The sequence below is a fragment of the Candidatus Nitrosopumilus sp. genome, assembly GCF_028278985.1.
In the GTDB taxonomy this organism is placed as follows: domain Archaea; phylum Thermoproteota; class Nitrososphaeria; order Nitrososphaerales; family Nitrosopumilaceae; genus Nitrosopumilus.
This window is the reverse complement of sequence record NZ_JANQTA010000018.1, coordinates 74,757-97,944: the sequence shown is the minus strand read 5'-3', so window position 1 is coordinate 97,944 and position 23,188 is coordinate 74,757. Positions and strand designations below refer to the sequence as shown.

Annotated in this window: 36 protein-coding genes; 16 read left to right on the top strand and 20 right to left on the bottom strand. The window is 32.9% G+C overall.

Annotated features, from left to right (window positions below; genetic code table 11):
- Positions 1-11: 11 nt before the first annotated feature.
- Positions 12-818 (bottom strand): PEFG-CTERM sorting domain-containing protein, encoded by an 807-nt coding sequence (locus Q0941_RS06445; protein WP_299292281.1) that lies wholly within the window; start codon positions 816-818, stop codon positions 12-14.
- A 99-nt stretch (positions 819-917) separates the two neighbouring features.
- Here Q0941_RS06445 and Q0941_RS06440 point away from each other — a divergent pair, with 99 nt between their 5' ends.
- Positions 918-1,142, top strand: coding sequence for a hypothetical protein (locus Q0941_RS06440; RefSeq protein ID WP_299292280.1), 225 nt, complete (start codon positions 918-920; stop codon positions 1,140-1,142).
- Here the strand turns inward: Q0941_RS06440 and Q0941_RS06435 are convergent.
- The gene (locus Q0941_RS06435) at positions 1,139-1,330 is read right to left on the bottom strand and encodes a hypothetical protein (protein WP_299292279.1); all 192 of its coding nucleotides are present in this window, start codon (positions 1,328-1,330) and stop codon (positions 1,139-1,141) included. The two genes, Q0941_RS06440 and Q0941_RS06435, sit on opposite strands and share 4 nt — an antisense overlap.
- Before the next feature lie 100 nt (positions 1,331-1,430).
- Here Q0941_RS06435 and Q0941_RS06430 point away from each other — a divergent pair, with 100 nt between their 5' ends.
- The gene (locus Q0941_RS06430; protein WP_299292278.1) at positions 1,431-1,856 is read left to right on the top strand and encodes a hypothetical protein; all 426 of its coding nucleotides are present in this window, start codon (positions 1,431-1,433) and stop codon (positions 1,854-1,856) included.
- 1 nt (position 1,857) lies between these two features.
- Here the strand turns inward: Q0941_RS06430 and Q0941_RS06425 are convergent, their stop codons facing one another.
- The 4 genes from Q0941_RS06425 to Q0941_RS06410 form a co-directional block, all read right to left on the bottom strand.
- Positions 1,858-2,088, bottom strand: coding sequence for a hypothetical protein (locus Q0941_RS06425; RefSeq protein ID WP_299292277.1), 231 nt, complete (start codon positions 2,086-2,088; stop codon positions 1,858-1,860).
- Positions 2,089-2,121: 33 nt separating this feature from the next.
- A complete protein-coding gene (locus Q0941_RS06420) occupies positions 2,122-2,352 on the bottom strand; it encodes a hypothetical protein (RefSeq protein ID WP_299292276.1) in 231 nt (76 codons plus the stop codon).
- A 43-nt stretch (positions 2,353-2,395) separates the two neighbouring features.
- Positions 2,396-2,971 (bottom strand): hypothetical protein, encoded by a 576-nt coding sequence (locus Q0941_RS06415; RefSeq protein WP_299292275.1) that lies wholly within the window; start codon positions 2,969-2,971, stop codon positions 2,396-2,398.
- 74 nt (positions 2,972-3,045) lie between these two features.
- Positions 3,046-3,189 (bottom strand): hypothetical protein, encoded by a 144-nt coding sequence (locus tag Q0941_RS06410; protein ID WP_299292274.1) that lies wholly within the window; start codon positions 3,187-3,189, stop codon positions 3,046-3,048.
- Positions 3,190-3,380: 191 nt separating this feature from the next.
- Between Q0941_RS06410 and Q0941_RS06405 the strand changes: the two genes are divergently transcribed.
- Complete coding sequence (locus Q0941_RS06405; protein ID WP_299292273.1) at positions 3,381-3,875, top strand: tetratricopeptide repeat protein; 495 nt, start codon at positions 3,381-3,383, stop codon at positions 3,873-3,875.
- Between the two features lie 2 nt (positions 3,876-3,877).
- Here Q0941_RS06405 and Q0941_RS06400 read toward each other — a convergent pair whose 3' ends face one another.
- Genes Q0941_RS06400 through Q0941_RS06390 form a run of 3 tightly spaced genes read right to left on the bottom strand, consistent with a single transcriptional unit; the run spans position 3,878 to position 7,197 of the window.
- On the bottom strand, positions 3,878-4,018 hold the full coding sequence (locus tag Q0941_RS06400; RefSeq protein ID WP_299292272.1) for a hypothetical protein: 141 nt from the start codon (positions 4,016-4,018) through the stop codon (positions 3,878-3,880).
- Between the two features lie 17 nt (positions 4,019-4,035).
- On the bottom strand, positions 4,036-6,228 hold the full coding sequence (locus Q0941_RS06395; RefSeq protein WP_299292271.1) for an elongation factor EF-2: 2,193 nt from the start codon (positions 6,226-6,228) through the stop codon (positions 4,036-4,038).
- Positions 6,229-6,276: 48 nt separating this feature from the next.
- A complete protein-coding gene (locus tag Q0941_RS06390; protein ID WP_299292270.1) occupies positions 6,277-7,197 on the bottom strand; it encodes an SIS domain-containing protein in 921 nt (306 codons plus the stop codon).
- A 71-nt stretch (positions 7,198-7,268) separates the two neighbouring features.
- Between Q0941_RS06390 and Q0941_RS06385 the strand changes: the two genes are divergently transcribed.
- Positions 7,269-8,096, top strand: coding sequence for an MqnA/MqnD/SBP family protein (locus Q0941_RS06385; RefSeq protein WP_299292269.1), 828 nt, complete (start codon positions 7,269-7,271; stop codon positions 8,094-8,096).
- A 27-nt stretch (positions 8,097-8,123) separates the two neighbouring features.
- Positions 8,124-8,414: a hypothetical protein gene (locus Q0941_RS06380; RefSeq protein ID WP_299292268.1), complete on the top strand. Its 291-nt coding sequence runs from the start codon at positions 8,124-8,126 to the stop codon at positions 8,412-8,414.
- Here the strand turns inward: Q0941_RS06380 and Q0941_RS06375 are convergent.
- Positions 8,411-9,019 carry a hypothetical protein gene (locus Q0941_RS06375; protein ID WP_299292267.1) on the bottom strand — a complete coding sequence of 203 codons (609 nt, stop codon included), beginning with the start codon at positions 9,017-9,019 and terminating at the stop codon, positions 8,411-8,413. The two genes, Q0941_RS06380 and Q0941_RS06375, sit on opposite strands and share 4 nt — an antisense overlap.
- A gap of 145 nt (positions 9,020-9,164) precedes the next feature.
- Between Q0941_RS06375 and Q0941_RS06370 the strand changes: the two genes are divergently transcribed.
- Positions 9,165-9,440 carry a hypothetical protein gene (locus Q0941_RS06370; RefSeq protein ID WP_299292266.1) on the top strand — a complete coding sequence of 92 codons (276 nt, stop codon included), beginning with the start codon at positions 9,165-9,167 and terminating at the stop codon, positions 9,438-9,440.
- Between the two features lie 36 nt (positions 9,441-9,476).
- Positions 9,477-9,785 (top strand): MTH1187 family thiamine-binding protein, encoded by a 309-nt coding sequence (locus tag Q0941_RS06365; protein WP_299292265.1) that lies wholly within the window; start codon positions 9,477-9,479, stop codon positions 9,783-9,785.
- Positions 9,786-9,787: 2 nt separating this feature from the next.
- Here the strand turns inward: Q0941_RS06365 and Q0941_RS06360 are convergent, their stop codons facing one another.
- Positions 9,788-10,885, bottom strand: a complete 1,098-nt coding sequence (locus Q0941_RS06360) for a radical SAM protein (protein WP_299292264.1) — start codon at positions 10,883-10,885, stop codon at positions 9,788-9,790.
- A gap of 74 nt (positions 10,886-10,959) precedes the next feature.
- On the opposite strand from Q0941_RS06360, the gene Q0941_RS06355 reads away from it, so the two are divergent.
- Positions 10,960-11,142: a hypothetical protein gene (locus tag Q0941_RS06355; RefSeq protein ID WP_299292263.1), complete on the top strand. Its 183-nt coding sequence runs from the start codon at positions 10,960-10,962 to the stop codon at positions 11,140-11,142.
- On the opposite strand, the gene Q0941_RS06350 is transcribed toward Q0941_RS06355, so the two are convergent.
- Together Q0941_RS06350 and Q0941_RS06345 are read right to left on the bottom strand one after the other, a co-directional pair.
- The gene (locus Q0941_RS06350; protein WP_299292262.1) at positions 11,129-11,605 is read right to left on the bottom strand and encodes a tetratricopeptide repeat protein; all 477 of its coding nucleotides are present in this window, start codon (positions 11,603-11,605) and stop codon (positions 11,129-11,131) included. The genes Q0941_RS06355 and Q0941_RS06350 overlap by 14 nt on opposite strands.
- A 79-nt stretch (positions 11,606-11,684) precedes the next feature.
- Positions 11,685-11,912: a tetratricopeptide repeat protein gene (locus Q0941_RS06345; RefSeq protein WP_299292261.1), complete on the bottom strand. Its 228-nt coding sequence runs from the start codon at positions 11,910-11,912 to the stop codon at positions 11,685-11,687.
- Between the two features lie 74 nt (positions 11,913-11,986).
- On the opposite strand from Q0941_RS06345, the gene Q0941_RS06340 reads away from it, so the two are divergent.
- Both Q0941_RS06340 and Q0941_RS06335 read left to right on the top strand, forming a co-directional pair.
- The gene (locus Q0941_RS06340) at positions 11,987-12,430 is read left to right on the top strand and encodes an Lrp/AsnC family transcriptional regulator (RefSeq protein WP_299292260.1); all 444 of its coding nucleotides are present in this window, start codon (positions 11,987-11,989) and stop codon (positions 12,428-12,430) included.
- Positions 12,431-12,440: 10 nt separating this feature from the next.
- Positions 12,441-12,992, top strand: coding sequence for a DnaJ domain-containing protein (locus Q0941_RS06335; protein ID WP_299292259.1), 552 nt, complete (start codon positions 12,441-12,443; stop codon positions 12,990-12,992).
- On the opposite strand, the gene Q0941_RS06330 is transcribed toward Q0941_RS06335, so the two are convergent.
- Entirely contained in the window at positions 12,989-13,387 is a 399-nt protein-coding gene (locus Q0941_RS06330; protein WP_299292258.1) for a hypothetical protein, read from the bottom strand. The genes Q0941_RS06335 and Q0941_RS06330 overlap by 4 nt on opposite strands.
- A 128-nt stretch (positions 13,388-13,515) precedes the next feature.
- On the opposite strand from Q0941_RS06330, the gene Q0941_RS06325 reads away from it, so the two are divergent.
- From Q0941_RS06325 to Q0941_RS06310, 4 genes are all read left to right on the top strand, one after another.
- A complete protein-coding gene (locus tag Q0941_RS06325) occupies positions 13,516-14,805 on the top strand; it encodes an HD domain-containing protein (protein ID WP_299292383.1) in 1,290 nt (429 codons plus the stop codon).
- Between the two features lie 9 nt (positions 14,806-14,814).
- Positions 14,815-16,251, top strand: a complete 1,437-nt coding sequence (locus Q0941_RS06320; RefSeq protein WP_299292257.1) for an FAD-binding oxidoreductase — start codon at positions 14,815-14,817, stop codon at positions 16,249-16,251.
- A gap of 74 nt (positions 16,252-16,325) precedes the next feature.
- On the top strand, positions 16,326-16,751 hold the full coding sequence (locus tag Q0941_RS06315) for a hypothetical protein (protein WP_299292256.1): 426 nt from the start codon (positions 16,326-16,328) through the stop codon (positions 16,749-16,751).
- Positions 16,752-16,947: 196 nt separating this feature from the next.
- Positions 16,948-17,091, top strand: coding sequence for a DUF5679 domain-containing protein (locus tag Q0941_RS06310; RefSeq protein ID WP_299292255.1), 144 nt, complete (start codon positions 16,948-16,950; stop codon positions 17,089-17,091).
- An 18-nt stretch (positions 17,092-17,109) separates the two neighbouring features.
- Here the strand turns inward: Q0941_RS06310 and Q0941_RS06305 are convergent, their stop codons facing one another.
- The 5 genes from Q0941_RS06305 to Q0941_RS06285 all read right to left on the bottom strand — a co-directional run bounded on the left by Q0941_RS06305 (position 17,110) and on the right by Q0941_RS06285 (position 20,144).
- On the bottom strand, positions 17,110-17,361 hold the full coding sequence (locus Q0941_RS06305) for a hypothetical protein (RefSeq protein ID WP_299292254.1): 252 nt from the start codon (positions 17,359-17,361) through the stop codon (positions 17,110-17,112).
- Between the two features lie 32 nt (positions 17,362-17,393).
- The gene (locus tag Q0941_RS06300) at positions 17,394-17,561 is read right to left on the bottom strand and encodes a hypothetical protein (protein WP_299292253.1); all 168 of its coding nucleotides are present in this window, start codon (positions 17,559-17,561) and stop codon (positions 17,394-17,396) included.
- 86 nt (positions 17,562-17,647) lie between these two features.
- Positions 17,648-18,022 (bottom strand): hypothetical protein, encoded by a 375-nt coding sequence (locus Q0941_RS06295; protein WP_299292252.1) that lies wholly within the window; start codon positions 18,020-18,022, stop codon positions 17,648-17,650.
- A 124-nt stretch (positions 18,023-18,146) separates the two neighbouring features.
- On the bottom strand, positions 18,147-19,469 hold the full coding sequence (locus tag Q0941_RS06290; RefSeq protein WP_299292251.1) for a hypothetical protein: 1,323 nt from the start codon (positions 19,467-19,469) through the stop codon (positions 18,147-18,149).
- A gap of 51 nt (positions 19,470-19,520) precedes the next feature.
- Entirely contained in the window at positions 19,521-20,144 is a 624-nt protein-coding gene (locus Q0941_RS06285) for a superoxide dismutase (RefSeq protein ID WP_299292250.1), read from the bottom strand.
- Here Q0941_RS06285 and Q0941_RS06280 point away from each other — a divergent pair.
- Complete coding sequence (locus tag Q0941_RS06280) at positions 20,123-20,770, top strand: hypothetical protein (protein WP_299292249.1); 648 nt, start codon at positions 20,123-20,125, stop codon at positions 20,768-20,770. The genes Q0941_RS06285 and Q0941_RS06280 overlap by 22 nt on opposite strands.
- A 22-nt stretch (positions 20,771-20,792) precedes the next feature.
- Entirely contained in the window at positions 20,793-21,407 is a 615-nt protein-coding gene (locus tag Q0941_RS06275; RefSeq protein WP_299292248.1) for a hypothetical protein, read from the top strand.
- Here Q0941_RS06275 and Q0941_RS06270 read toward each other — a convergent pair whose 3' ends face one another.
- Positions 21,408-23,132 (bottom strand): DEAD/DEAH box helicase, encoded by a 1,725-nt coding sequence (locus Q0941_RS06270; RefSeq protein ID WP_299292247.1) that lies wholly within the window; start codon positions 23,130-23,132, stop codon positions 21,408-21,410.
- Positions 23,133-23,188 lie beyond the last annotated feature (56 nt).

Genomic DNA, 23,188 nt, shown 5'->3' with positions numbered 1-23,188 from the left:
TCAAATATATACTACTTAATCAAGATTGGACGTGTTTTTGAAAGAATTACCACACTCAAAATCGATACCAGTAAGATCAGCATAGTAATAGTTCCAAATTCAGGCACAACGGTTGTTCCGACAATAGTCAAAGTTTCAGATTGAGATGTCAGTGGGATGAACAGTGTTGTCAGTTCCCCTTCTTTCTCAGATTCATAATTTGTAATTTTTTCACCATCAGCCCAAATTACAAAAGGACCATCGATTAGTTGAGAAGGAAGTCTTAATTCTAAATCATGATTGTTTGATTGAGCATCACCAATTATTTGAAAAGTAATAGATTTTTGTTCTTCATCAACAATTGGAGAAGACAAAACTCGGTTAAAATCATATTCAACATTAAATGTAGTGGTACCATCACCTGCATCCTTACCAACATTAGGGACTAGTGAATATGCGTCAATAACGATGACAGCCCCATCCATCCATGGATGAACTAAACAAAAATAGGGATAAAATCCAATTTCATCAAATTTGTGAGTAAACGATTTTCCAGGTCCATACAAACCACTATCAAAAATATTATCAGGTCCATCAACAGGAGTTCCAGATGTAACCGTGTGTGCAGCAGAATCTGCATTCTTCCAAGAAATAGAATCACCTATAGTAATTTCAACAATTCCACTAGTGTCCCCATTAATTTCACTTTGCCAGAAATATGGGGCATCTGGACTAGCAGCTCCGGTGGGAATATTTACGTCAAATGTTGTTTGAGCAAAAGCATTTGAAGATATTCCAAATATCATTAATGTTGCAAATAATCCAAGGAGTAGTTTCACGAAACTCATAGATTTGTTTAATTAAAAGAGTTTACTATGTTCACTAAAACAAACAAAACTAGATTTGGAGTTTATTAATTACCGATTAGTCAAAGAAGTATGAATACTAGAAAAATCATCATAATTGTTGGAATTTGTATGTTTATTGTAGGATTGATAATGTTTTATTCAATAGAGGTAGGAGAGACAGATCCCAACCTAAGACTAGTAAAGAATACGGGTACATTTGTGGGATTAATTGGAATGGGTGCAACATTAGGAGGAGTAATTCTATTTTTGATTAGTAGAAATGAGCCTCAAATTAAAGAAAATTATGACACCTAGACGTGCCAAAGCATTTTCTTGTATTCGTCAACTGAAATAACGAATTTACATGCCTTACAAAAAAGAACTTCTTTATTTGCAAGACTCTTAATTGCAGTTGGGATCGTTCCACAATACAAAGAACTAGAATCACAGTTTGGACAATGGGCCAACAATATATTCATCCCAAATTCATTCTTTAGTTTCAATATCCAATCTACGGTTTTCTGATATATTAGCAACAAGTAGGAATCATACTAGTGCTAAAGAGGCAACGAAATTATAGTATGGAAAAAAAGATCATTTGAATTGTCTGAAAAAGTTTGGCTAGGTGCAATATTTCTCAAAGATGAAGGAGGATACGAAATTGTCCTTAAAGCACTACAACATTATAAAAAAAGATTGAAGACATTAGGAAATAGTCCAGAATTAAAAGATGCAGCTGCAATGTTCGCGTCAGTTCTTCATCAACAAGCAGTCAAAACAGTTCCAAAAATTGATGAAACAGTTGAAAAAATCAAAAATAGTTTAGAAGACATTCAATCTACAAACAAATTAGTAGATGAGATTCCATTTTTAGAAAAAGCATTACAATGCTACGAGGCAGATATTCACAAAGCTCAAGATTACGGTCACGAATATTTCGTCAATCTAGTCGGAGATATGGAAGAAGCTACAAATGATCTTGAGATAATCAACAAAGCATTAAAGAAAATAAAACAGTTTTCAGAATAATTTACTGACCCTTTTGATACCAATCTAAATAAGGCATCAAGGATTTGCACAATTTCTTTTTTTCATTTTCATCAGATTCAGCCTTGACTTTGTCAATTTTACCTTGTAGGTATTCTGAAGTCAAGGAACTCTTTAATTCAGGCTTGATTTTAGATAAAACTTCTAAAAATTTGTCAGAAGATACATTATCAAAACTATTCTGAATTTCAGAAATTTCATTTTGAAGTGACATAATTCAAAAGATAGAATTGCTGGTTATAATTTTTTAGTCTAAAACGTCTTCATCATCCCAGATTAGACGAAATTTTCCTGTGACACGTAATAACTTGATTTTTCCACCTTCTTTAAAATTTAATTTGTAAAATTTGTGAGAAGTATCTTCTATTTCCAATGAAACAGAGTCTTTTACTGTTTGAAAAACCACAGGATCGTTGGAGATTTGTTTCCATTCTACTTCATCAAAATCCAAATAGAATTTTGTATAGAGTAATCCCATAATATTCCAAAAACGTACTTGAATAAATAACTAGATGAAATAACTATTTATTCTGCAATTGAGGTAAACGCATTCCTAAACTACTCATTATTGGTGGAAAAATTAATGAGGAATCTTTATCGTTTCTAATTATTTCAAAAATTTTGAACATCAATTGTTGTATTGTCAAGTGTTCATCACGATAAAGTGTTTTCTTTGGATTTTTTGCAGAATCTAAAATTGTAAAACCGTTATCTGTTAGCAATAATGAATACAGTAAATTTTTTGACAATGATATTTTTTCATCAATATCCTTGTGAGAAAAATCAGTATCTAATTTTCTTATTTGAGATTTTAGGTCATGAAATAAGTTACTTGTATTTCGTTCAATGTGTTGATGTGAAACATGTTCAAAATTTTCTGTAGGATGATAAAATTTCATGTTTTGTTTTATTTCCACATAAATCATATCTTTATCAATAAGCGAATTTCGTGTCTTCTCAAAAGTTGTTTTGGCCATAAATTTTGGAACAATCAGATGGAGTAATGCATTATGATGCAAAGTGGGGTTTTCTCGAATTGTCTCTAAAACAATCCTTTCACGCTCATGTAGTTCTAATTCAGGCTCTAATCGACTCATTTTTCCTAGGTCGACCTACAATCTCTAGGTTGATTATTAAGGAGAAATGGTAAAGAAAATTGATAATTACTAATTTAGTTTGACTCAGTCTCAGAATCCTCATCGATTTCAGCAAGTTTCTTTTTTACAGCCTGATCAATTTCTTGTTTAAGCCTGTCTTCTTCCTCAACAAGTTCTTTTTTGAAGCGTTTGTTCCAGTACTTATCAGCAGCACTCATGAGTCAAAATTAGATAGAAAATCATATGAAATAAGGTCTTCGAAAAATTCCCAATACAGAGAAATCGTCCATCAGTATTAAATACAAATTTTGAAAGACAAATCACCTAACACACATGGGAGACAGGGTGAGAAATCACTCAATCTCATCATAATCACAAATTTCATTAAAACATAACATTTGAATGAATCATGGAAAATAATGTTGAGAGATTATTAGAAGAGGGACAAACATTACTTAATTTGGGAAATCCAAAAGAGGCATCAGTTGTCTATGATAAAATTTTATCTCAAGAACCAAATAATGTAGAAGCATTATTGAAAAAAGGCCACATATTAGGAAAACTAGCGAGATATCAGCAAGCAATAATTCATTATGATAAAGTCTTAACTCAGGATAATCAAAACTTGCTTGCTTGGTTGAACAAAGGATTATCACATCATTTTGAAAACGAATTCCAATCTGCACTAGATTGCTATGAAAAAGTTCTTGAATCAAAACCAAACAACGCTACAACATTATACAATAAAGCATCAACGCTAGTTAAAATGCAAAATATCAAAGAAGGTTTGATAGTTTTAGAAAAGGCAATCAAATTAGATTTTTCAATAAAAGCAAAAGCAAAACAAGATTTGGATTTTCAAGAAATTAAAAAGTTAAACGAGTTTAAGGAAATTACCGAATAAAATTACTTGACATATTCATTGTCAGGATCTTGGTCTGGATTCATTGCATGTTTTCTTTTTTCTGCTTTCTCTTTAATCTCTGCCAACAATAGATCTTGTTCTTCTTTTAGTAATTCAGCAGGACTTTTGGAATCTTCAGACATGATAGTATACTAGGAAGTCATTCTTTATCAATGAATTCATTTGCACCTGGTGGTTCTGGAGCAAGACCTTTTCTCTTTCTGATATCTGCAACAGCTGTTGCCAGCATAGATTTTGGCACTTCAGTCCATTCTTTAAATGAAGTATTCCAAGTAGCACGACCTGCAGTCTGACCTCTCATTTCTTCAGAAAGAGTAAAGGTTTCAGAAGCAGGGATCTCACCAGTAACAATGCTTGATGCACCTTTTTGAGACATATCAAGAACTTTACCTCGTTTACCAGACAATACAGTTGCAACATTTCCCACTAAATCAGTAGGAACTCTTACTTCAATTGCCAATGTAGGCTCTAAAATTGCAGTTCCTGCAGTTAGTAATGCACCAGTACATGCACGTCGTGATGCAGGACCTAATTGAGATAGACCTCTGTGTGCAGTGTCCTCGTGAGGAACAAAGTGAGTAAATGTGAATTTACAATCTCTCATCTGTTCTTTACAAAGAGGACCTTCTTTCATCACTTCATCAAATCCAGAATTGATTGAATCAGTTGATTCTTGAACAAATTGAACACCTTTGGTTCCATTAATCAAAACATTTCCACGAGAATCAAATTTCATAACTCTCTTAATTGTGTCAGTATCCCATCCTGCTTTCTTTAGTAAATCTGCTACAACTTTTTTATCTTTCATATCACTGATTTCACCAGTTCTTAGCATATGAGCAATTTCAGGTTCCAATGGCTCTACTTTCATGAAAATTTTATTGTGTCTATTTGGAGATTTAGACATGATTGGCTCACATGGAGCTTTAACTGTTTCTCTATAGTTAATCAAAGGTTCTGAAGTTACAATCTCACATTTTGCATCTTGAATTCTATGAGTTGCAACATCAAGGTGCAATACACCCATTCCGGCAACAATTGTTTCACCACTTTCCTCATCAATTTTTACAATCAAGTTTGGATCCTCAATGGTTAGTTGCTTTAGAATTTCGACAAGTTTAGGTAAATCTTTTGGATGTTTTGGTTCAATTGCAACTTGAACAACAGGTTCTGAAACATACTTTACACCTTCAAACATCGGAATGCCTTTTACAGTAGATAGAGTATTTCCAGCTCTAGCTTCAGTTAATCCAAGTAATGCAGGAATATTTCCAGCACCTAATTCTCCAACTTGTTCTCTTTGGTTTCCCATAAAGAAGTTGACAGATTGAACTCTTCCTTCACGCTTTTCATCAATGATGTTAATTGTTTGCCCATCTTTGATGGTTCCTGAAAACAATCTTCCAATTGCAACAGGACCTGCCGCTGGATCTAATACCATGTTTACAATCATCATAATTGTTGGTCCATCATCACTACATGCAAGTAATGCTTTACCAACATCTGAATCTAAATCACCTTTCCAAATTTGTGGAATTCTGTATTTTACAGCCTCATATGGTGCAGGATGATGTTTTACTACCATGCCCAAAACTGCATCAGCCAGTGGTGCTTTTTCTACTAAATCAGCTACTTTTTCATTTTCATAAGCATCAATTACATCTTTGAATGTGATACCACGTTCTTTCATCAAGTCGACATTGATTGCCCATCTATCTTTAGCAGAACCAAAGGTAACACTTGCATCCTGGATTGAAACTTTCCATTTTTCTTTGTATTCAGGTTCAGCATATGTGTCAATTAATTGATTAAAGTTGGAAACTACTTCAGCTAATTGTTGCTGCATTTTTTCAGGAGTTAATCTGAGTTCTTTGATGAGTCTGTCGACTTTGTTGATAAACAAAACTGGTTTGACTCTTTCTTCAAGTGCCATTCTTGTTACAGTTTCAGTTTGAGTCATGATACCTTCAACTGCATCACATACAACTACTGCACCATCAATTGCTCTAAGACTACGAATAACCCTTCCACTAAAGTCTACGTGTCCAGGGGTATCAATCATGTTAATGACATATTCATTATCTTTTTGTTGGAAAAGTAATGTAACATTTGCTTGGTAAATTGTAATTCCTCTCTGTTGTTCTTCTTTATCAAAGTCCATTGCTAATGCCTTACCAGCTGCAGATGGAGCAATGATTCCAGAATAAGCTAAAAGACTGTCACTCATGGTAGTTTTTCCATGGTCAACGTGTGCAATAACACCAAAGTTTCTGATATTATCCTTATTTTTGATAATTTTCAAAACTTCACCAGTTGACTTGAATTTTACCATATTCGCACACCCAAGTATTCAGCTATTAAACCTTAGCCTTTGAAAAGATCAATAGATCATTTGATTGCTAACATTTCGAAGTTTTGTTGCAGTAACAAAGTAACAATCTCTTCTGTGTTTTCTTTTAGCCTCATTTAGAGCAAGAAACTGTGAAAAAAATGTACAATAGAGAAATTGGGACATCTTCTCAGTTGGGATTGAAGGGTGGATCACATTCATGCCAACCTTTTTGAGATTTTTTACTAATTGAGAATTATGAGGATTTTTTTCCTCAAAAACAATTACAGTGTCACCTTTTTTTGCTGAGAACAGTTCCATGTGAGAGAATTGTTCAATTTTACAATAATGTGCATCATAACCCATTATTTCATAAAATTTTGCAGCACAATACATTGCCAAAGGAAAAGTGAATCGGCTCCCCAGTACATAGATCTTTTTTGAAACGAGGTGATTTTGAGAATCACGTTTTGCTTTTGAGAAGAGTTTGGAATTTCTAGGAATTTTGATATTTTTGACTAACGACATGCAAGTTAGTGCACTTTCTAAAAACGAAATACTTCCAGCAGTAAAGACATGATGAGTTTCTGCATTCAAAATTATAGTATTATTCGTGGCAGAGGCTAATCGACTATCAGGTTTTGCGGTTATAGCTGTTGAGTGTTTAGCATGACATGCTGTCTTGATGTTAGTAATAGTATTTCCAGAAATTGAAACAAAATAGACATTTTTTGATTTTACAAGAGATTTGTTACGATACAAATCCATTGGGTCCATTGCACGAACTAGTCCATCAGAAAGAGATTCAGCCATCATTGAAGAAACCAAAGAATCTCCACTGCCAGAAAATATAGTATTTTTTTGATTATTTTTAGAAATTGGTTTTTGTTTCTTGAATGATTTTAGTAAAGAGATTTGAAGTTCCATATCCTTTTCAAATGCTGTAATGGTGTTCACAAGATTCATCATCATTGAGACATATATTAGAAAAACGATTTGAAAACAGGTTTTGATTTTTATTACGACTAAATTTTTACTCAGATATGGAAATATCTGTTGGACATACTCCAGACTCAGATGATGCATTCATGTTTTATGGAATGTTTACAGGAAAAGTTCCTTCTCCAGATTTTAAGGTAAATCACGTAATAGAAGATATTGAGAAATTAAATCGTAAGGCAACAGATCCTCAGCTAGATGTAACTGCAGTATCAGTTCATGCATGTGCATACATTCCAGGGTACACAATTTTACGAAGTGGAGGAAGTTTTGGAATTGGATACGGTCCAATTGTTACTGCAAGAGAACAGATGAGCATTGATGAAATTAAAAAATGTAAGATTGCAATTCCAGGTAAAATGACATCAGCATTTTTACTACTTCAATTAATGATTGGTAAATTTGATTATGTTGAGATGAATTTCAGTGACATTCCAGAAGCTGTGAAATCAGGAAAAGTAGATGCAGGACTAGTAATTCATGAGACACAATTATCATATGAACAAGAAGGCAATGTCAAAATTTTAGATGTTGGAGAATGGTGGGATAAAACCACTAATGGATTACCAGTTCCTCTTGGAATCAATGTAATGAAGACAGATTTAGGCATGGACACTATTGTAAAATTTGACAAATATCTTCAAGCATCCATTGAATTTGGATTGGAAAATCTTAATGATGCATTAGAATATGCAATGCAATATTCAAGAGGAAAACCAAGAGATTTGATTGAGAAATTTGTTAAAATGTACGTTAACAAAGTTACTGTAAACATGGGAGAACCAGGTGAGCAATCAATTAGAAAGCTCTTCGAAATGGCTAAAGAGAAAAATCTTGTTCCAGACTTTGAGTTAAGTATAGCCACCAAGTAATTATAGAACAAAAATTTTTTAAAATTAATGGGTGATGGAATCGGTGGTCCAGTAATGGAGATTTTAGCTGGAAATGCATTTCGAATGGTTGTAAGCCATGTAAGAAAAGACAATAAAGAAGAATATGGGAAAACAGAGAAAATCATTATTGCAAAAATTGATGATCCTGACAAACCGCAATATTCAGATACCACAAAAGAACAATTAGAGCAAGCCCTTAAGGGAAAATTCCTTTCTTGTAATGTTCAGTACAGAGATTCGAAGACAGATGCACTTGTTTGCAATGTTTTTGTACAAAAGCCACCAGAAGGATTTTAGATTGCAGTTTTTGCATATCGTGCAATAATTGATTTTTTTCTGAATGAAATTTTATAGTAGATTAAAATTCCAACTAATTCAAGATATTCAACAAATCCAACAGTGTAAAAATGCATTAACCATCCATCAAGTTTTTGATCAATAGATGCTATGGCCACACTCATTTCTGGAAATGCAGTGATAAATCCAATTGGAGCCATAATTATTCCAAAAATCCAATCATTTGGGGAAAGTTCTTCGGTAGTCTCAATCAATTCTTCAGTAGACATGCTCCCAACCAAAGAATTCTCAACAGATAGAGAATTTCCATAGTCTATAGCAAATATCATCAAACCCAGAATTGATAACAAAAATGCGGATTCTCCAAATACAATCCAGATACGTTTACCTTTTTGAAAATTAAACATTTGGCGCTCTAGCATGTGACCAAAAAATCCCAGTTTTTGTTTTTTAGCCAAAATTACAACAGTTAGAGAAACTACAGTGATAACACCAAGGGAACCAAACCAACTATCAGAGACAAATTCAACAAATAACAATCTGACAGGTAAAAGGATTCCTGCCATCACTCCAAAAACAATCAGAGACTCAAGTTTTTGATTCAATTAAAAGGAATTTTTGAATTATTGCATATAACCTGCTGCCCAATTTTTTTCTAGTGCTAACAATTCTTGGATTCGATCAACATTGGAATAATTTTTGAAATTGTCATTTACCTAATATATGATGAAATCCAATCTAAAATAGAAAATGGTCTTATTAGATAAGAAAATTTTTGCAGGAGGAATTGTGATGATAGCATTTGGCATGGCAATTGCAATTACAATGAATGAATCTCCTTTGGGAGAATCAGGAATGACTGAGGAAGAAATTATTGATTTAATGATTGCAGAAGATGAAAACCAAGCTTATCAAATGCTCTCCGGGATTTTAGTTGGTGTCGGATTCTTGCTTGTGTTAATAAGTTTTGGAGCAAGACGGAAAAAAGGTAGTGCAAAAAAAACAGAGAAAAAGCCTGCAGAATAATTCAAGATTTTTATCTCAAATCAAAGATATAACAATATGATTCAAGCTGAAATTAGCATCTATCCAATGGCCACAAAAACTACCAGTGCTAGTTTTTACATTGCCAAAGCTGTAGAATCAATTCAAAATATAGAAAACTTGCGATACGAAATCAATCCTATGGGAACAATCTTGGAATCAGACAACATGATTACAATCAATCAAGCATCAGAAAAAATGCTAGAGGCAGTTCATAATCTAGGAATTGCCAGAGTTGAAGTTGTGATTAAAATTGATTCTAGAAGAGACAAACAAGTAAAGATGGAAGATAAACTAGAATCAGTAAAAAAATATCTTAATCCTTAGTTTCAGAATTGTTTTAAAATTTTAAAATGAGTATTTCTTTGTGCAGGAGAACGACCAATTTCTTTCACCATTGTTGCTAATTCATCAATTGATGAAGCAGTAGGCTTTCCTGCCGCACGATAAATTTCTTCAGAAAATGCAGTACCAACCAAATCGCTACCACCATTAGATAAGGCAACTTGAGCAAGTTTCTTTCCATATGCAACCCAATAAACGGAGATATTGTTTAGAACATTTGCTAACATTAAACGAGAAATGGCTATCACTCTTAGATCATATACTGAAGAACATTCATTATTTACCAAATGCTCTTGTTCTAATTCTGTGTTATCCAGACTGAATTTTAATGGAATCAAAGTGATAAACCCATTAGTCTTCTTTTGTAATTCTCTAATTTTGATAAGATGATCAATGATGTGTTCAGGTTTTTCAATATGGCCATACAGCATAGTCACATTACTCTGGATTCCAAGATTATGTGCTTCTTCTATAACATCAAGCCATTGTTGTCCAGAGCATTTTCCGCGAACGATTTTTCCTCGAATATCTGGATGAAACAATTCAGCGCCTCCACCTGGCATAGAATCAAGTCCAGCATCTTTTAGACGAGACAGAATTTCTTTAGTAGAATTTTTTGTAAGTTTTGATAGGTAGAAAATTTCTGCAGCAGTTAAAGCCTTGATGTTTAGTTCTGGGTGATTTTTTTTAATTACCCTCATCATGTCTTCATAATATTCCAAAGGAAGTTTCGGATGAAAACCACCAACAATATGAACTTCAGTTGCACCCATTTGTTTTGCAATTGAAACTCGTTGTTCAATTTCTTGAGGAGTTAAGGTGTAAGCATCATCGGCGCCATCCTTTCGGTAAAATGCACACATTTGACAACTTGCAGCACAGACATTTGTGTAATTCATGTAATAAGATGCTGCAAAAGTTACAGTATCACTAACTAATTTTTTCCTAGAAGCATCAGCAACGGCTCCAAGTAAATGCAAATTATCATAATTCATCAATTCTAAACCATCCTTGTAAGATAGTTCTTCACCAGCAATTGCTCGATCAAGTGCTTGAGAATCCCCAGCTAATTGCTCTAACATGTTTAAAGTCAATCTAATCATGATATATTCCTTATAGTCTCAAAAGATAAGTAGCCAATCACACATAGAAAATCATGGTTCTGCCCTTAGTAGATGAACATAAGCCAAAATGCTATCTGTGTCATAAAGGCTTTGAAAATTTAGAAGAAATGAGGGAATGTCTAGACAATTGTAGAAAGGAAAACAAAGATTTCTTTGAGCCTAGTGAAAATGAGATGAAACGAGAACCAGCACCAGGCGACGTTACTGTGTTTTAGCTTTTTTCTCTTTGATTGATTTGAGTAGTTCCTGAGCAATTTCTTTTGAGATATGTGCAAGATCATACTCTTTGTCAATAGATAATGCTTTTTTGAAATGCTTTATTGCATTTTCTAATTGATTCATTTCTCCAAGAGAGAGTCCTTTGTAGGCAAGAGCCATTGCACATTTTTTATCAATTTTTAATACAGCATCATAACACAATATTGCTTCAGGATAGTTACCCTCCGAATGCAATGCAGCACCCTTGTTCAATAATGCGTCAAGGTTTTGAGGAGAGATGTCTAAAGCACGATTAAAGGATTTGATTGCTAGTTTTATTCTACCCATATTTTGAAGAGTGGCACCCTTGTCAATTAGAGCATGAATATTCTCAGGCTCTTGTTTTAAAACTAAATCATACATTTTCAGAGCATCATCAAAATTTCCATCTTCAACAAATTCCATTGCTTGTTGTAACATTTTCGATATCTCTACAACCACTAAATCAAATAATACTTTGGTAATAAAATAGATTTACTATTACTTGACATTAATTCAATTAAGAAGCACGTTTATCTCTTGGATCAATTTCCAATGAACGGTTAAAACATTCCACAGATTCATCATATCTTCCCAGACTTCTTAATGCAACGCCTTTATGATTCCATAAATCGGGGTCGTCTTGGTTTAATAACAAAGCTTGTTCAAAAACACCCAAAGCATCTTCAAATTTTCCATCTTCCATAAAGGATTGACCTTTAGAAACTAGTTTGGCGATTTCATCCACAAATCACATAGAAACTCATTTCTATTAAATTTGAAAAATTCAAAATTTAAATAAATTTTTCACGATAATATAGTATGAATTTTGATGAGACTGACGAAAAGATTCTGAAAAATCTAATGGTGGATGCCAGATTATCTGCAAGACAGTTAGCATTAAAACTTGGCATGTCTACAGTAACGGTCCTTTCTCGAATAAAAAAATTAGAAAAAGAGAAGATAATCAAAGGATATACGGCAATTATTGACCATGAGAAATTAGGATACTCACTTACAGCAATTATAGAAATTATTGCTAAAAATGACAAAATTGTCGATATTGAAGAAGAGATTTCAAAATTTGAGAATGTATGTGGCGTATATGACATCACAGGCTCTACAGATACAATAGTTATTGCCAAATTCAAAGAAAGAAACGAACTAAGTGTGTTTGTGAAGGGATTAGCATCAATTCCCAACGTAGAAAATACAATAACACACGTAGTTCTAAATACAGCAAAAGAAGACTTTAGATTAACTTAAGGAGTACAAGATGGAAAAAAGCATTCTTTTGATGTCATTATTGATAGTTTTTTCTGTTCAACTTGCATATGGACAGTCATCAGAATTAGACATGGACTTAGAAGTTTCTGATCAAGACAAGATATTGTTATTTGGAGGATTTGCCATAGCCATTATTGCAATCTTTTTGTTTTTGGCAAGGGACATTATTCTTAGGAAAAAAACTTCATACGACAAAGAAAACCTTGAATCCAAAAAAGAAAAAACATTTGAAAAATATCATTCTGGATGGGGAGATGATTATGAAGAAATTGGACAAAGAACAAGTACAAAAGATGACAAAAAATTTCGAGAAGCCTCAATTAATGATGAACTTCCAAATTACTATGAGATGTTAGGAGTAGACATTGATGCATCACCTGATGAAATAAAAAGTAGATTTAGAGAACTAGCAAAAAAAACACATCCAGATAAAACCAAAGAAGATTCTGAAAAAGAAATGGCAGAACTGAACAAGGCTTATGAAGTATTATCAGATGAAGAAAGTAAAAAAAGATATGACAGATATTTTAAAAAAGATTAAGCAGTTTCAAGTTTTACAATAATCATACTAAGTTCTATGGAAGTTGGAGTTTGAACACTGTTTGTCAGATTAGTAAAGATTTCAATTGTAGAATCTTCTGAGGGTAGTTTTGTAACAATTTTTAGTTCTCCAAAATCAGTATTTGGTCCAAGCATTTTATTTGTCAATAACGGAATGACAGACAAGTCTTCGATGATTCCTCTCATTTTGTAGGCAAATTTATCTGAGAAATATACTCCTCCACGAGTTGTAGGCTCATTTACAGGAGTAGGAGAATTTACGATACTAACAGAGTTTACAGGATAAGTTGAATCATTCAGGTGCAATGAGAATTCAAGCTTTTTTGATTCATTTTCAGCCATCAATTTTTCAAGCAAATCCAAGTTGACTGACATTCAAAATTAGCCTATGACTAATTCTATTGAGTGTTACTGATGAGATTTTACGAATACCCCATCAGATCATCTTTAAAAACATGAATTAGATCGATGATATATTGCAACAATTTGCAAACACTCACTCAATGAGAAATGAAATCATCAGTTTGATGGTTCAGAATGGATTGGAAGATGACTGTTATGTCGAAATGCTAGATTATACTATTGATTTGTTTGAAAGTCAAGGATTAGGGAGTGACTACTATGGATATCACAACATCCATCATGAACTTGAAGTAACTTATGTTTCTCTTCTGGCAAAAAGTCAAGAAAGAATCAAGTTCAGTCCAGAAGATATCAAGTATTTGTACATCGCAGCGTTGTTTCATGATTTCGATCCACAAAAAAACGTGGATAAACCACATGAAGAAAGTGTTTTGAAATTCATTTCAATGGACAGAAAGTTAAGACAACTTATCAACACAGCAAATGTAGATTTAGAAATTATCAAAGTATTGATTTTAAGAACCACTTATCCTTGGAGTGGTGATTTAAGAAAAAATGCGGAAGAGCAAATCAAACAGTGTTTTCAAAATTCAGATGCAACTAGAAACAACCAACAATACCAACAGCACATTATGGAGATGGGATGGTTTCTTTCAGTAGTAGATAGAATTAGTGGTTACGCATTAGGAGACTTTACTAAAGCCATGGAAATGGCAAAGATGAATGCTCATGCATTAGCATGGAGACCATCATTAATAGTTAGAAGTGCAGTTGCATATTTTGAAGAATTACTAAACAAAGAAACGGACATGGCAAAAGGAATTCTAAAAACACTTCCAAAAGAAATGCGGAAAAACTTTTTTGATACAGTTTTATCTTTTATGAAAATCAGACAGCAGGAAATTACAATTCAAGCAGATTATGCGTATGAGAATTTGAAATTAATGCCAACCATAGAATCAATGTCAACTAGAGAAGATCCAAACTTCATCAAATCACTATATGAGATATTTTTAGAGCTGCCTACACCACTGCAGTTTGAAAAAGATAATTTTGAAAAAACGGTGAAAGACCCACAAGTAATTATCAACACACTAAGACTAAATGACAAAAATGGTGAAATTGTAGGATTTGCTAAAGGAGGACCACTAGAAAAATACAACCTCAGAGAGGAAATCAGAGATGAAAATTATGGATTAAACAATACGATTTTCTTAGAACCACTAGCTTTGAAAATGGGTTATTGGGGATTGAAAGGAGGCAGTGAAATGAGACATATGTTTATCATGCAAGCACACTCCATGAAATACAAATTCTTAACTAGTTTTGCTCTACGAGATGTAATTAGAGCTAGAGTGAATAAAGAACAAGCAGAATTTGTAACACTATTTGATCCTGAAAGATGGGATTATTACAGAATTAAAGTATAGTAATTACACATGAGAAGAAATCTGATACAAGTCCTTGAATCAAAAATTGAAGGAGAAATACTATCAGACAAAGAATTAAGAGATTATTATTCAGTTGATGCAAGTTCCTACCAAATAATTCCCAAAGCAGTTGTAATTGCCAATAATCAAAAAGATATCATCAATACAATCAAGGCAGCCAGAAAATTTAACACCACAGTCACAGTCAGGGGAGCAGGCACAGGATTAGTTGGAAGTGCATTAAACTCAGGCATAATTTTAGATTTAAAAAAATTAAACAAAATCAAAATAAGAAAAAATTATGCAGTAGTAGAGCCAGGAGTTGTAAAAGGAATTCTAGATAAAAAATTACAATCAGAAAATAAATTCTTTCCACCAAACCCATCAATTGGTTCATTTTGCTCCATAGGAGGAATGCTAGGAAATAATTCAAGTGGGAGTAGGAGTTTAAAATATGGAAGTGTAATTGATAATGTTTTAGAAGTAACAATAGCAGATGGGAATGGCAGACTAATCAAACTTCCTGAAAATAAAAATATAAGCAAAAAGATTTCGAACATTTCAAAAAAAATTAGTAAAAAATCATTTCCAAATGTTTCTAAAAATTCATCAGGCTATAGGATTGACACAATAAAAAATGAAAAAGATGCACATAAAATTATTTTAGGTTCTGAAGGAACATTGGGAATAATTCTTTTAGCGAAAATAAAAATTCAAAACATTCCTAAAAATAAAGCATTAGTCGTTATTGAATATGATTCAAATTTACAAGCTGCTAAAAATTGTAAAGAAATTTTGACGACACATCCGTCGGCAATGGAGTTTGTAGACAAACCAACACTAAAACACATTCCAGAAAAATTCAATAAAAAAACAAATTGTCTGTTGTTTATAGAGTATGATGAAAAAATTTCTACAAATCTAAAGAATGTCAGAATATTATCAAACGGAAAAATTAAAAAAATTATTCACAAAGATAATGAAATTTTCAAATGGTGGAAATATAGAGATTCATCATTACATTATAGTTTGAAATCAATAAAAAAAGAAAACAGAATACCCCACATTATTGAGGATTCAGCAGTTCCAATTGAAAAAATTGAAAAAGTATTTTCAGTTGTAAAACAAGTCAACAAAAAATTTGGTACAAAATCTATCATTTACGGACATATTGGTAATGGGAATTTACACATTAGACTATCAGGAAAAATTGTCAAAAAAAGCACCATCAAAGCAATTTCAAAGGAATTTTTCTCAGAAATAATCAGGCAATCAGGCACAATCACGGCTGAGCATGGAGACGGAATCGCTCGTTCAGAATTTATCAAAAAACAATATGGAAAGAAAAACTATGAGATTTTTCAAGAATTAAAGAGGTTATTGGATCAGGATAATATCCTCAATCCAAACAAAATAGTGTCATCTAAAATCAAGAAGGTAAACTGATTCAACAGATCAAGGCGTAAATCAAGAAAATCAATCCAGAAACGCTTTATTAGCAAAAAATCTGTTCAATTTTTGTGTTAGTTAGGGGCATTGGAATTGTAATTGTATTACTGGTGAGTATTAGCTTTAGTCCAATTTTTGCACAAACAGAATTAGAAAGAGCTTCAATTGAAGAACCAAGATTAGAAAATGCATTTGGAGTTCCAGTAACAGATAATGTTAATGTAAATCAGCAAATTCAAATTTCAGCAGACATCACAAACCATCAAACAAAATCTCAAAACTTTGTTTATCTTGTACAAATAAAAGATGAATCAGGTTTTGTTGTATCACTTGGATGGATCAGTGGACAGTTAACACCTGATCAAAAATTAAATCCATCTTTGTCATGGACTCCTCAAAAAGATGGAGAGTATTTTGCAGAAATTTTTGTGTGGGAAGGTCTGAAATATCATCAAGCATTATCTGAAACTTCAAAAATTCAAGTTAATGTAAGCTAAAAAATTGACAAACTTTTTTTCAACAAATTTTTGTGTTTTACTTAAGATCTTCTAAGAATTTGTTCCTAAATTTTGCAAAAAAATGTCCGATACGAAAAAAATTGTTGTAGAACACAAAAAATAAGATCGGAGGTTTGCCACTTAGTGAAAAAAGTTCAACAAGTTCTCGCTAATAGAACCTGAGCCTAGTGCAATTATGACAATAGGATATTGTGTAAAGTGCCGCGACAAACGAGAAATCGGTGGCGCAAAACCATACACCATGAAAAATGGCAAACCAGCAATTAAAGGCACTTGCCCAACTTGCAACACAGCCATATTCAGAATCGGTAGAGGATAAAATTCTCAATAAGGGAATCTAATACTGCCATTCGTCAGTAAGTCCATTCCATAGCGAACGCATTGGAGATGGATCTTTTTCTATTTCTTCAGTAATTCTATTTTTTAATACAAAGAAGAAATTTTCAAGTGCATCAATTCCACCATCAGCATACAATTCATGTCCAATTTCAGTAATTCGTTTATGCTTGTCGGGGATTTCTGAGGAATCAGGATTTTGAAGACAGAAAGTCATCAGATCAATTAATTCTTCTTCTAACATGAAGTCCATATACAAGCGATCAGGGTTTGTCCTAATGAATCTTATTTTTCTTGAATTTTTCTCATCTCTGCTTTAATTTTTTCAATGTTATTTGACCAAATTTTGATTAGTTTTTCCTCATGTTCAATTTCTTTTGATGACCCACCTGAGGATTCCAATCTTTTTTTATTATCAAGATGTTCTCGTAATGTTTTTTCTGATTCTTTCAATTTTTTTTTCCTGATATTCTAGAACTTTTTTTGATAGAAAATTCAATACAGAAATTTGTTTTAACTAGAATAAAAAAATAAAGAGGTTACTTTAATCTGCGGTAAATCTCTTTGAATTCTGCAGATAGATTGTATGACATGTTAAGAAGATGTGTCAATTGATTCATCGAAGTTAGGTCATGACCTAATTGACGTAAAATTGTCAATGCCTTTTGTGGCGAATGAGTATCCAATTCAGATTGTCCTGACCAAGTTTTGAATGACTCCTCAACATCTAAAGAGAAATTCAAAACGAATTCCTTCCAATTCGGCATAGACGTAATTGCTTTCTCAGGTAACAGAACTTGAGATAATTCGCGAAACTCATTTTTTCTGTCAACATATAACATATCTAGGGCTTGATGGATTTTTTCTTCTTGATACTCAGAAGAATTTAGCATGTACATTCCTGCAATACTCATAGTAGATTATTCATTTTATCACAGATAAAGTAGGCAGTCAATTCTCAAAAAAAATGTTAAAAAAAATGCTTTAAAACAAACAGATGTTCAAAATTTAAAAAAAATAAAAAAGAAAATTTTGATTTTATTGGAATGGATCAATGAATGGACAGTTCACTATATGATCACTATCCATAGGGCGTGCAATTCCAATGTCAATCAACCCAGCGTCTTGATATGCATTCAAATCACCAATAGTCTCTAAAACTTGAGCACTACCAGGATCAGCCCAACCAGTCATGAAGATTCTCCACATTGGAGAATAATTTTCATCACCAGGAGCACCGGCTGCAATTCCAGGTTGAAATCCTAATGGACCCGTTCCTGCAATTCCATTTTTGAATTGATACAAATCAACTGCTGCAGAATTTGCAATCAAGCTTGCAGATGTTGGTGAACTAACAACACCCATCATTCCAGCAGGACCACTTGGTGTTGCATCTGTTACAATGTAATAGATTGTTCTACCATCTGGACCCCATCCACGATGAGCAATGAAAGTAACTTCCATCTCTTCTGTATTAATATCAAGAACTTGACCACCACCGTAAGGTGTTGTATCAGTCAAAGTTTTGTCCTCTTTAACCATCATTTGTCCTTCTGGCCAAACAATTTGAGGCATGTTCAATACAACATCAATTTCAGCTAATTGAATTTCCCCGTTGTCAACTGCTTCCATAACCATGGCCTCAGAATCTAAAATTCTAGGAGTAGCACCTTCATTCCATGTAACATGTACATGAGATGTTAAAGCACTGTAGATATCTTCTTGAGCAGGAGTGCTAGTGAAGATTTCTCCCTGATAACCATGAACACCATCACCCTCAATTCCGTTTAAGAACATGTAGGTTTTTGATAATGCTTCTTCAGGAGCATTCTTTAACAATGGAGCAAGCTCAACTTTCCAACCTTGATTTTCAGTTATCACATTTGCATGTGTAGGATCACTTGAATCAGTAATGATGTAATATACATCACCACCATCATAGAATCCTTGATGTAATGGGATTGTTGCAGGAACATTTGCTCTTGATAATCTAAGTACAGAGCCCAAGTCTTCTTCAGTTAATTCCTCATGAGTTTCTTCCATGGATTCTTTTTCCATGTGTTCTTTCTCCATGTGTTCTTCTTCATGAGTTTCTTCCATGGATTCTTTTTCCATGTGTTCTTCTTCAACTGGAGTTACAGGTGTAGTGGCACTACCTTGGTCTGTTTCCCATCCAGCTCTTCCACCAGGATAGTTTGAGCAGAAATCCAATCCACAGATATCAGTACTTGAACCATATTGAGAGGTTGAAGTACCTTTACTTTTCAAAGCATCGACACCTGAGAAATAGTCAGTCCCTAGACCTGTTGCAAACAAGGGCAATATTGCTAGAATTGCAATAATTCTTAGACTCTTGTTCATTGGTACAAAAATGGAATTTTTCTTTAAAAGAATTTGTCCAAATTATGAAGTTTACCCATTTAGTTCCGAAAATCTATTTTCAACATAATCCCAATTCACAACATTCCACCAGGAATTGACATATTCAGGTCTTCGATTTTGATAATGCAAATAATATGCATGCTCCCAAACATCTAGAGCCAACAGTGGAATTTTTTGTAAAACCCACGGACTATCTTGGTTTGAAGTGGTAATGATTTCTATTTTGTTGTATGTTTGATTAAATACCAACCAACACCAACCACTACCTTGAATAGAAACTGCTTTTTCAGAAAAAACTTTTTTGAAGTTTTCAAAATTATCATAATAAACATCAATAGAATCTTCTAATTTTCCTCCGGGAGATTTATCACCATCAGGAGTCATAGTTTCCCAAAATAGTTTATGATTTTCATATCCCCCACCAAAAAAATTGACTGCAGAACGTCCTGTTTCAGGTACAGATTTCAAATCTGAAAGAATGGATGAGATGTATTGAGGATGTGAGGCCCCGCAAACTTTGTCAAGTGCAGAGTTTAGGCCATCAGCATATGATTGGTGATGTTTTTGGTGATGAATCCTCATTGTTTCGGCATCAATATGAGGTTCTAATTCATCATAATCATAAGCAAGTTTTGGAAGTTCATACTGAACCATATGATGAAACCTTTGAATCCACATATATTTTTGAAGATACTACTAAAATCGTGATACATCCAAGGGTTGAAGAATTATTTGATAGTGAAACAAAAGGAGCGGAGTTATTTTCTTGGATTTGTGAAAAATCAGATAACATTAAAGAGATAGAGGAATTTATCGAGTGGCATATCAATGCCAATCAGCAAGTAATTGATGAAATTTTAAAAATTAAACAATTGAATTTCTCAAATTCTTCAAATGTGAAAAAATGGGCAGAACTATTTTTAAAAAATTATGATAATAATATTAGAGAATTAAGAGAAACGAGTAACAAAGTGTTTGAGAGATTTCAATTATTGAGAAAAAATAATTTTGAGAAATTGATTGAGAATTATCCTGATCAAAAAGAAAAAATCAAAAAAATGATGAATTCATTTCTAAATCAGAATGGATTATTGATTGGAAAAATAATTTTTACTTATAGAGAACCATGGTTTTTAGCAAATCAAATATCTAATCCAGATTTTAAATTAGGAAAGATTGAGGAATTTGAGAGATGGGAAAAATCCAACTTTGAAAATATTTTGAAATTGCACAAAGAATTAGAAGAGATACATTCAGAGATAAAGAGGAAAGGAAGATAAATCTAAAGAAGGAATTGAAAATATGAGAAAAATAGGAACAATAGAATTAGAGATTTTAGATTTGGCAATAAAGGAAAATGGGACCTTTAATGAAACCAGCTTGGAAAATTCTAATTTAAAGCGATTAGGAGTAGGAAAAATTCTAGATACATTAGCAGGACTAAAAGACAGAAAAATGATTGTATTAAATGACAATGGTTCTTTTTCTATTACGGATTTAGCCAAAGAAATCTTATGGAATTCTAAAATCCCATTATGGGCACGAATTCTTAGACTATTACAAGTAAAATCATGTAGTATGAAAGAGATTTCAGACATCCTAGAGGAAACAGAAGAACACATCAATCAAGAAATGGAAAAATTGAGAAAAAATCAATTTGTCTTAATGTCTCCACAAAGAGTCAACGAAACAATCATCAAAATTTTTGAAATTCTACCTGAAGGAATAGAAGAAATTGATAAAACAGAAACAGAAGGATTTGAAAAAATAAACTTTGAAAAAGATAACCACAGTATCGAAGTTTTGAGTATCATTGATGAAATTCAAAAAGAAATTCAAGACTCACAAATGGAATTTTCCCAAAAAGAAACAATTGTCAAAAAACTTGTTGAATTGAAAAATAAACTAGAGATCTAGTTATTTTGATCTAATTTTATCTTGAATTTGAGCAAGAATTAATTCTGCTTTATTTTTATTTTCATAATTTTCTGTAGATTCATCCATGATTTCATCAATTTCATAACTTTTGTCAACCAAAATATTGGCAACATGATCATCAAGAGTTCCATTACCTATCAGATAATATGCAAAGACAGTATTCTTTTGGCCAATTCTATGTAATCTATCCTCTGCTTGTCTATGAATAGCAGGACTCCAATCTAATTCTGCAAAAATCACATATTTTGCTCTGGTTAGATTAATACCAACATTTCCAGCACGTAATCCAGCAATCATTAATTTTGATTCACCCTTTTGGAATTTGTCAATTTGATCTTGCCTTACTGAATCGGTTTGCCCACCAATAATTGAGACTGGGGAAAATTCTTCAAGGCTTTCATGAAGAAGTTTATGAATTACTTTATGATGGCAGAAAACTACAACACTTTCTTCAATTTCCATGATGTTTTTAACAAAATTAATCACATGAGGTAATTTTGCCACGCCTGCAATTTGTCTTTCACTCTGGATAGCACGTTGATAAGATGCAGATTTGGAGAATTCAGTTTCCGCATCCTTTTGTTCTTCTTCTAATTTCTTCCAAATCTTATCTAATTCTTCAAGATAGTATTCAGTATCCGATGCAATAACTTCTTTGTATCTAACTTTGTCTTTTAGTTCTTTTAGAACATCGGATTTTTTTCTTCTAAGCATAACATGTTTTTGAAGTTCATTTCTAAGAGAAGCACGTTTGTTTTCCAATACTATTGCCTTTCCTTTTTCATTTACATAGCAAAAGTATTCACAAAATTCTTTGAAGCTTCCTAGTAATCCAGGTTTCAAAATATCAATAATTGGCCATATTTCAGAACCACGATTATAGATGGGAGTTCCAGAAAGACCAATTCTATATTTGATTGAATCTAAAGCTCCTAATTTTTTTACTGCCTTATACTTTTGAGTAGTCTTTGAACGGAGATTATGTACCTCATCACAAACAATTGTTTTGATTCCAACTTTTGATAAATCATCGTATCTTTTGAAAAGTAATTCATAATTGATGATATAGATATCAGTTTTTGGTAATTCTTTTGATTTTCCAGTACGAATTATTGTTACACTAGGAGAATCAGATTCAACAATTCTACCGTTACGACTTTTTTTCTTTAAGAATTTTGAAATTTCTCTTTCCCAGTTATTTAGCGTGACAAGAGGAGCAACAACTAGAACCGGAAAAGTTTGTTTTTCAGTGGCGACATAGGATAAGGTTTGAACAGTTTTACCTAAACCCATTTCATCTGCCAATAATGCATTACCAGATGATTTGATTAAGAAGTCTAATCCTTCCTTTTGAAAATTCAAGAGTTTTCCTCTAAACTGCTCACCAGTTTTTGCTTTCTTGAGTTTTAATTTTACAGGCGGTAATGTAGGTTTAGGAGCAAACGTTTTGACAATTTTTCTCTGCCAGGCAGATTTTGAAAGAATTTCTAGAGGATATCTATCCAGTATCATTTTGATTTGTTTTACACTTTCATCACTATCAGGAATTATTATCTCGTTTACGTTTTCACCATACCATGCTTGAGTGACTAATCTAGAAATCATACTTACTGCACGATCACCAGTTACTTTCCAACTCCAGACTTTTGAGTACTTATCAAGGACATATTCGAGTGTTCCAATGGTTTCTACAGTAGTCTCCATAATTTGTCGATAGAATGTTTTTTTGCCTTATGAATCTTCACGTTTTTGACGATCTT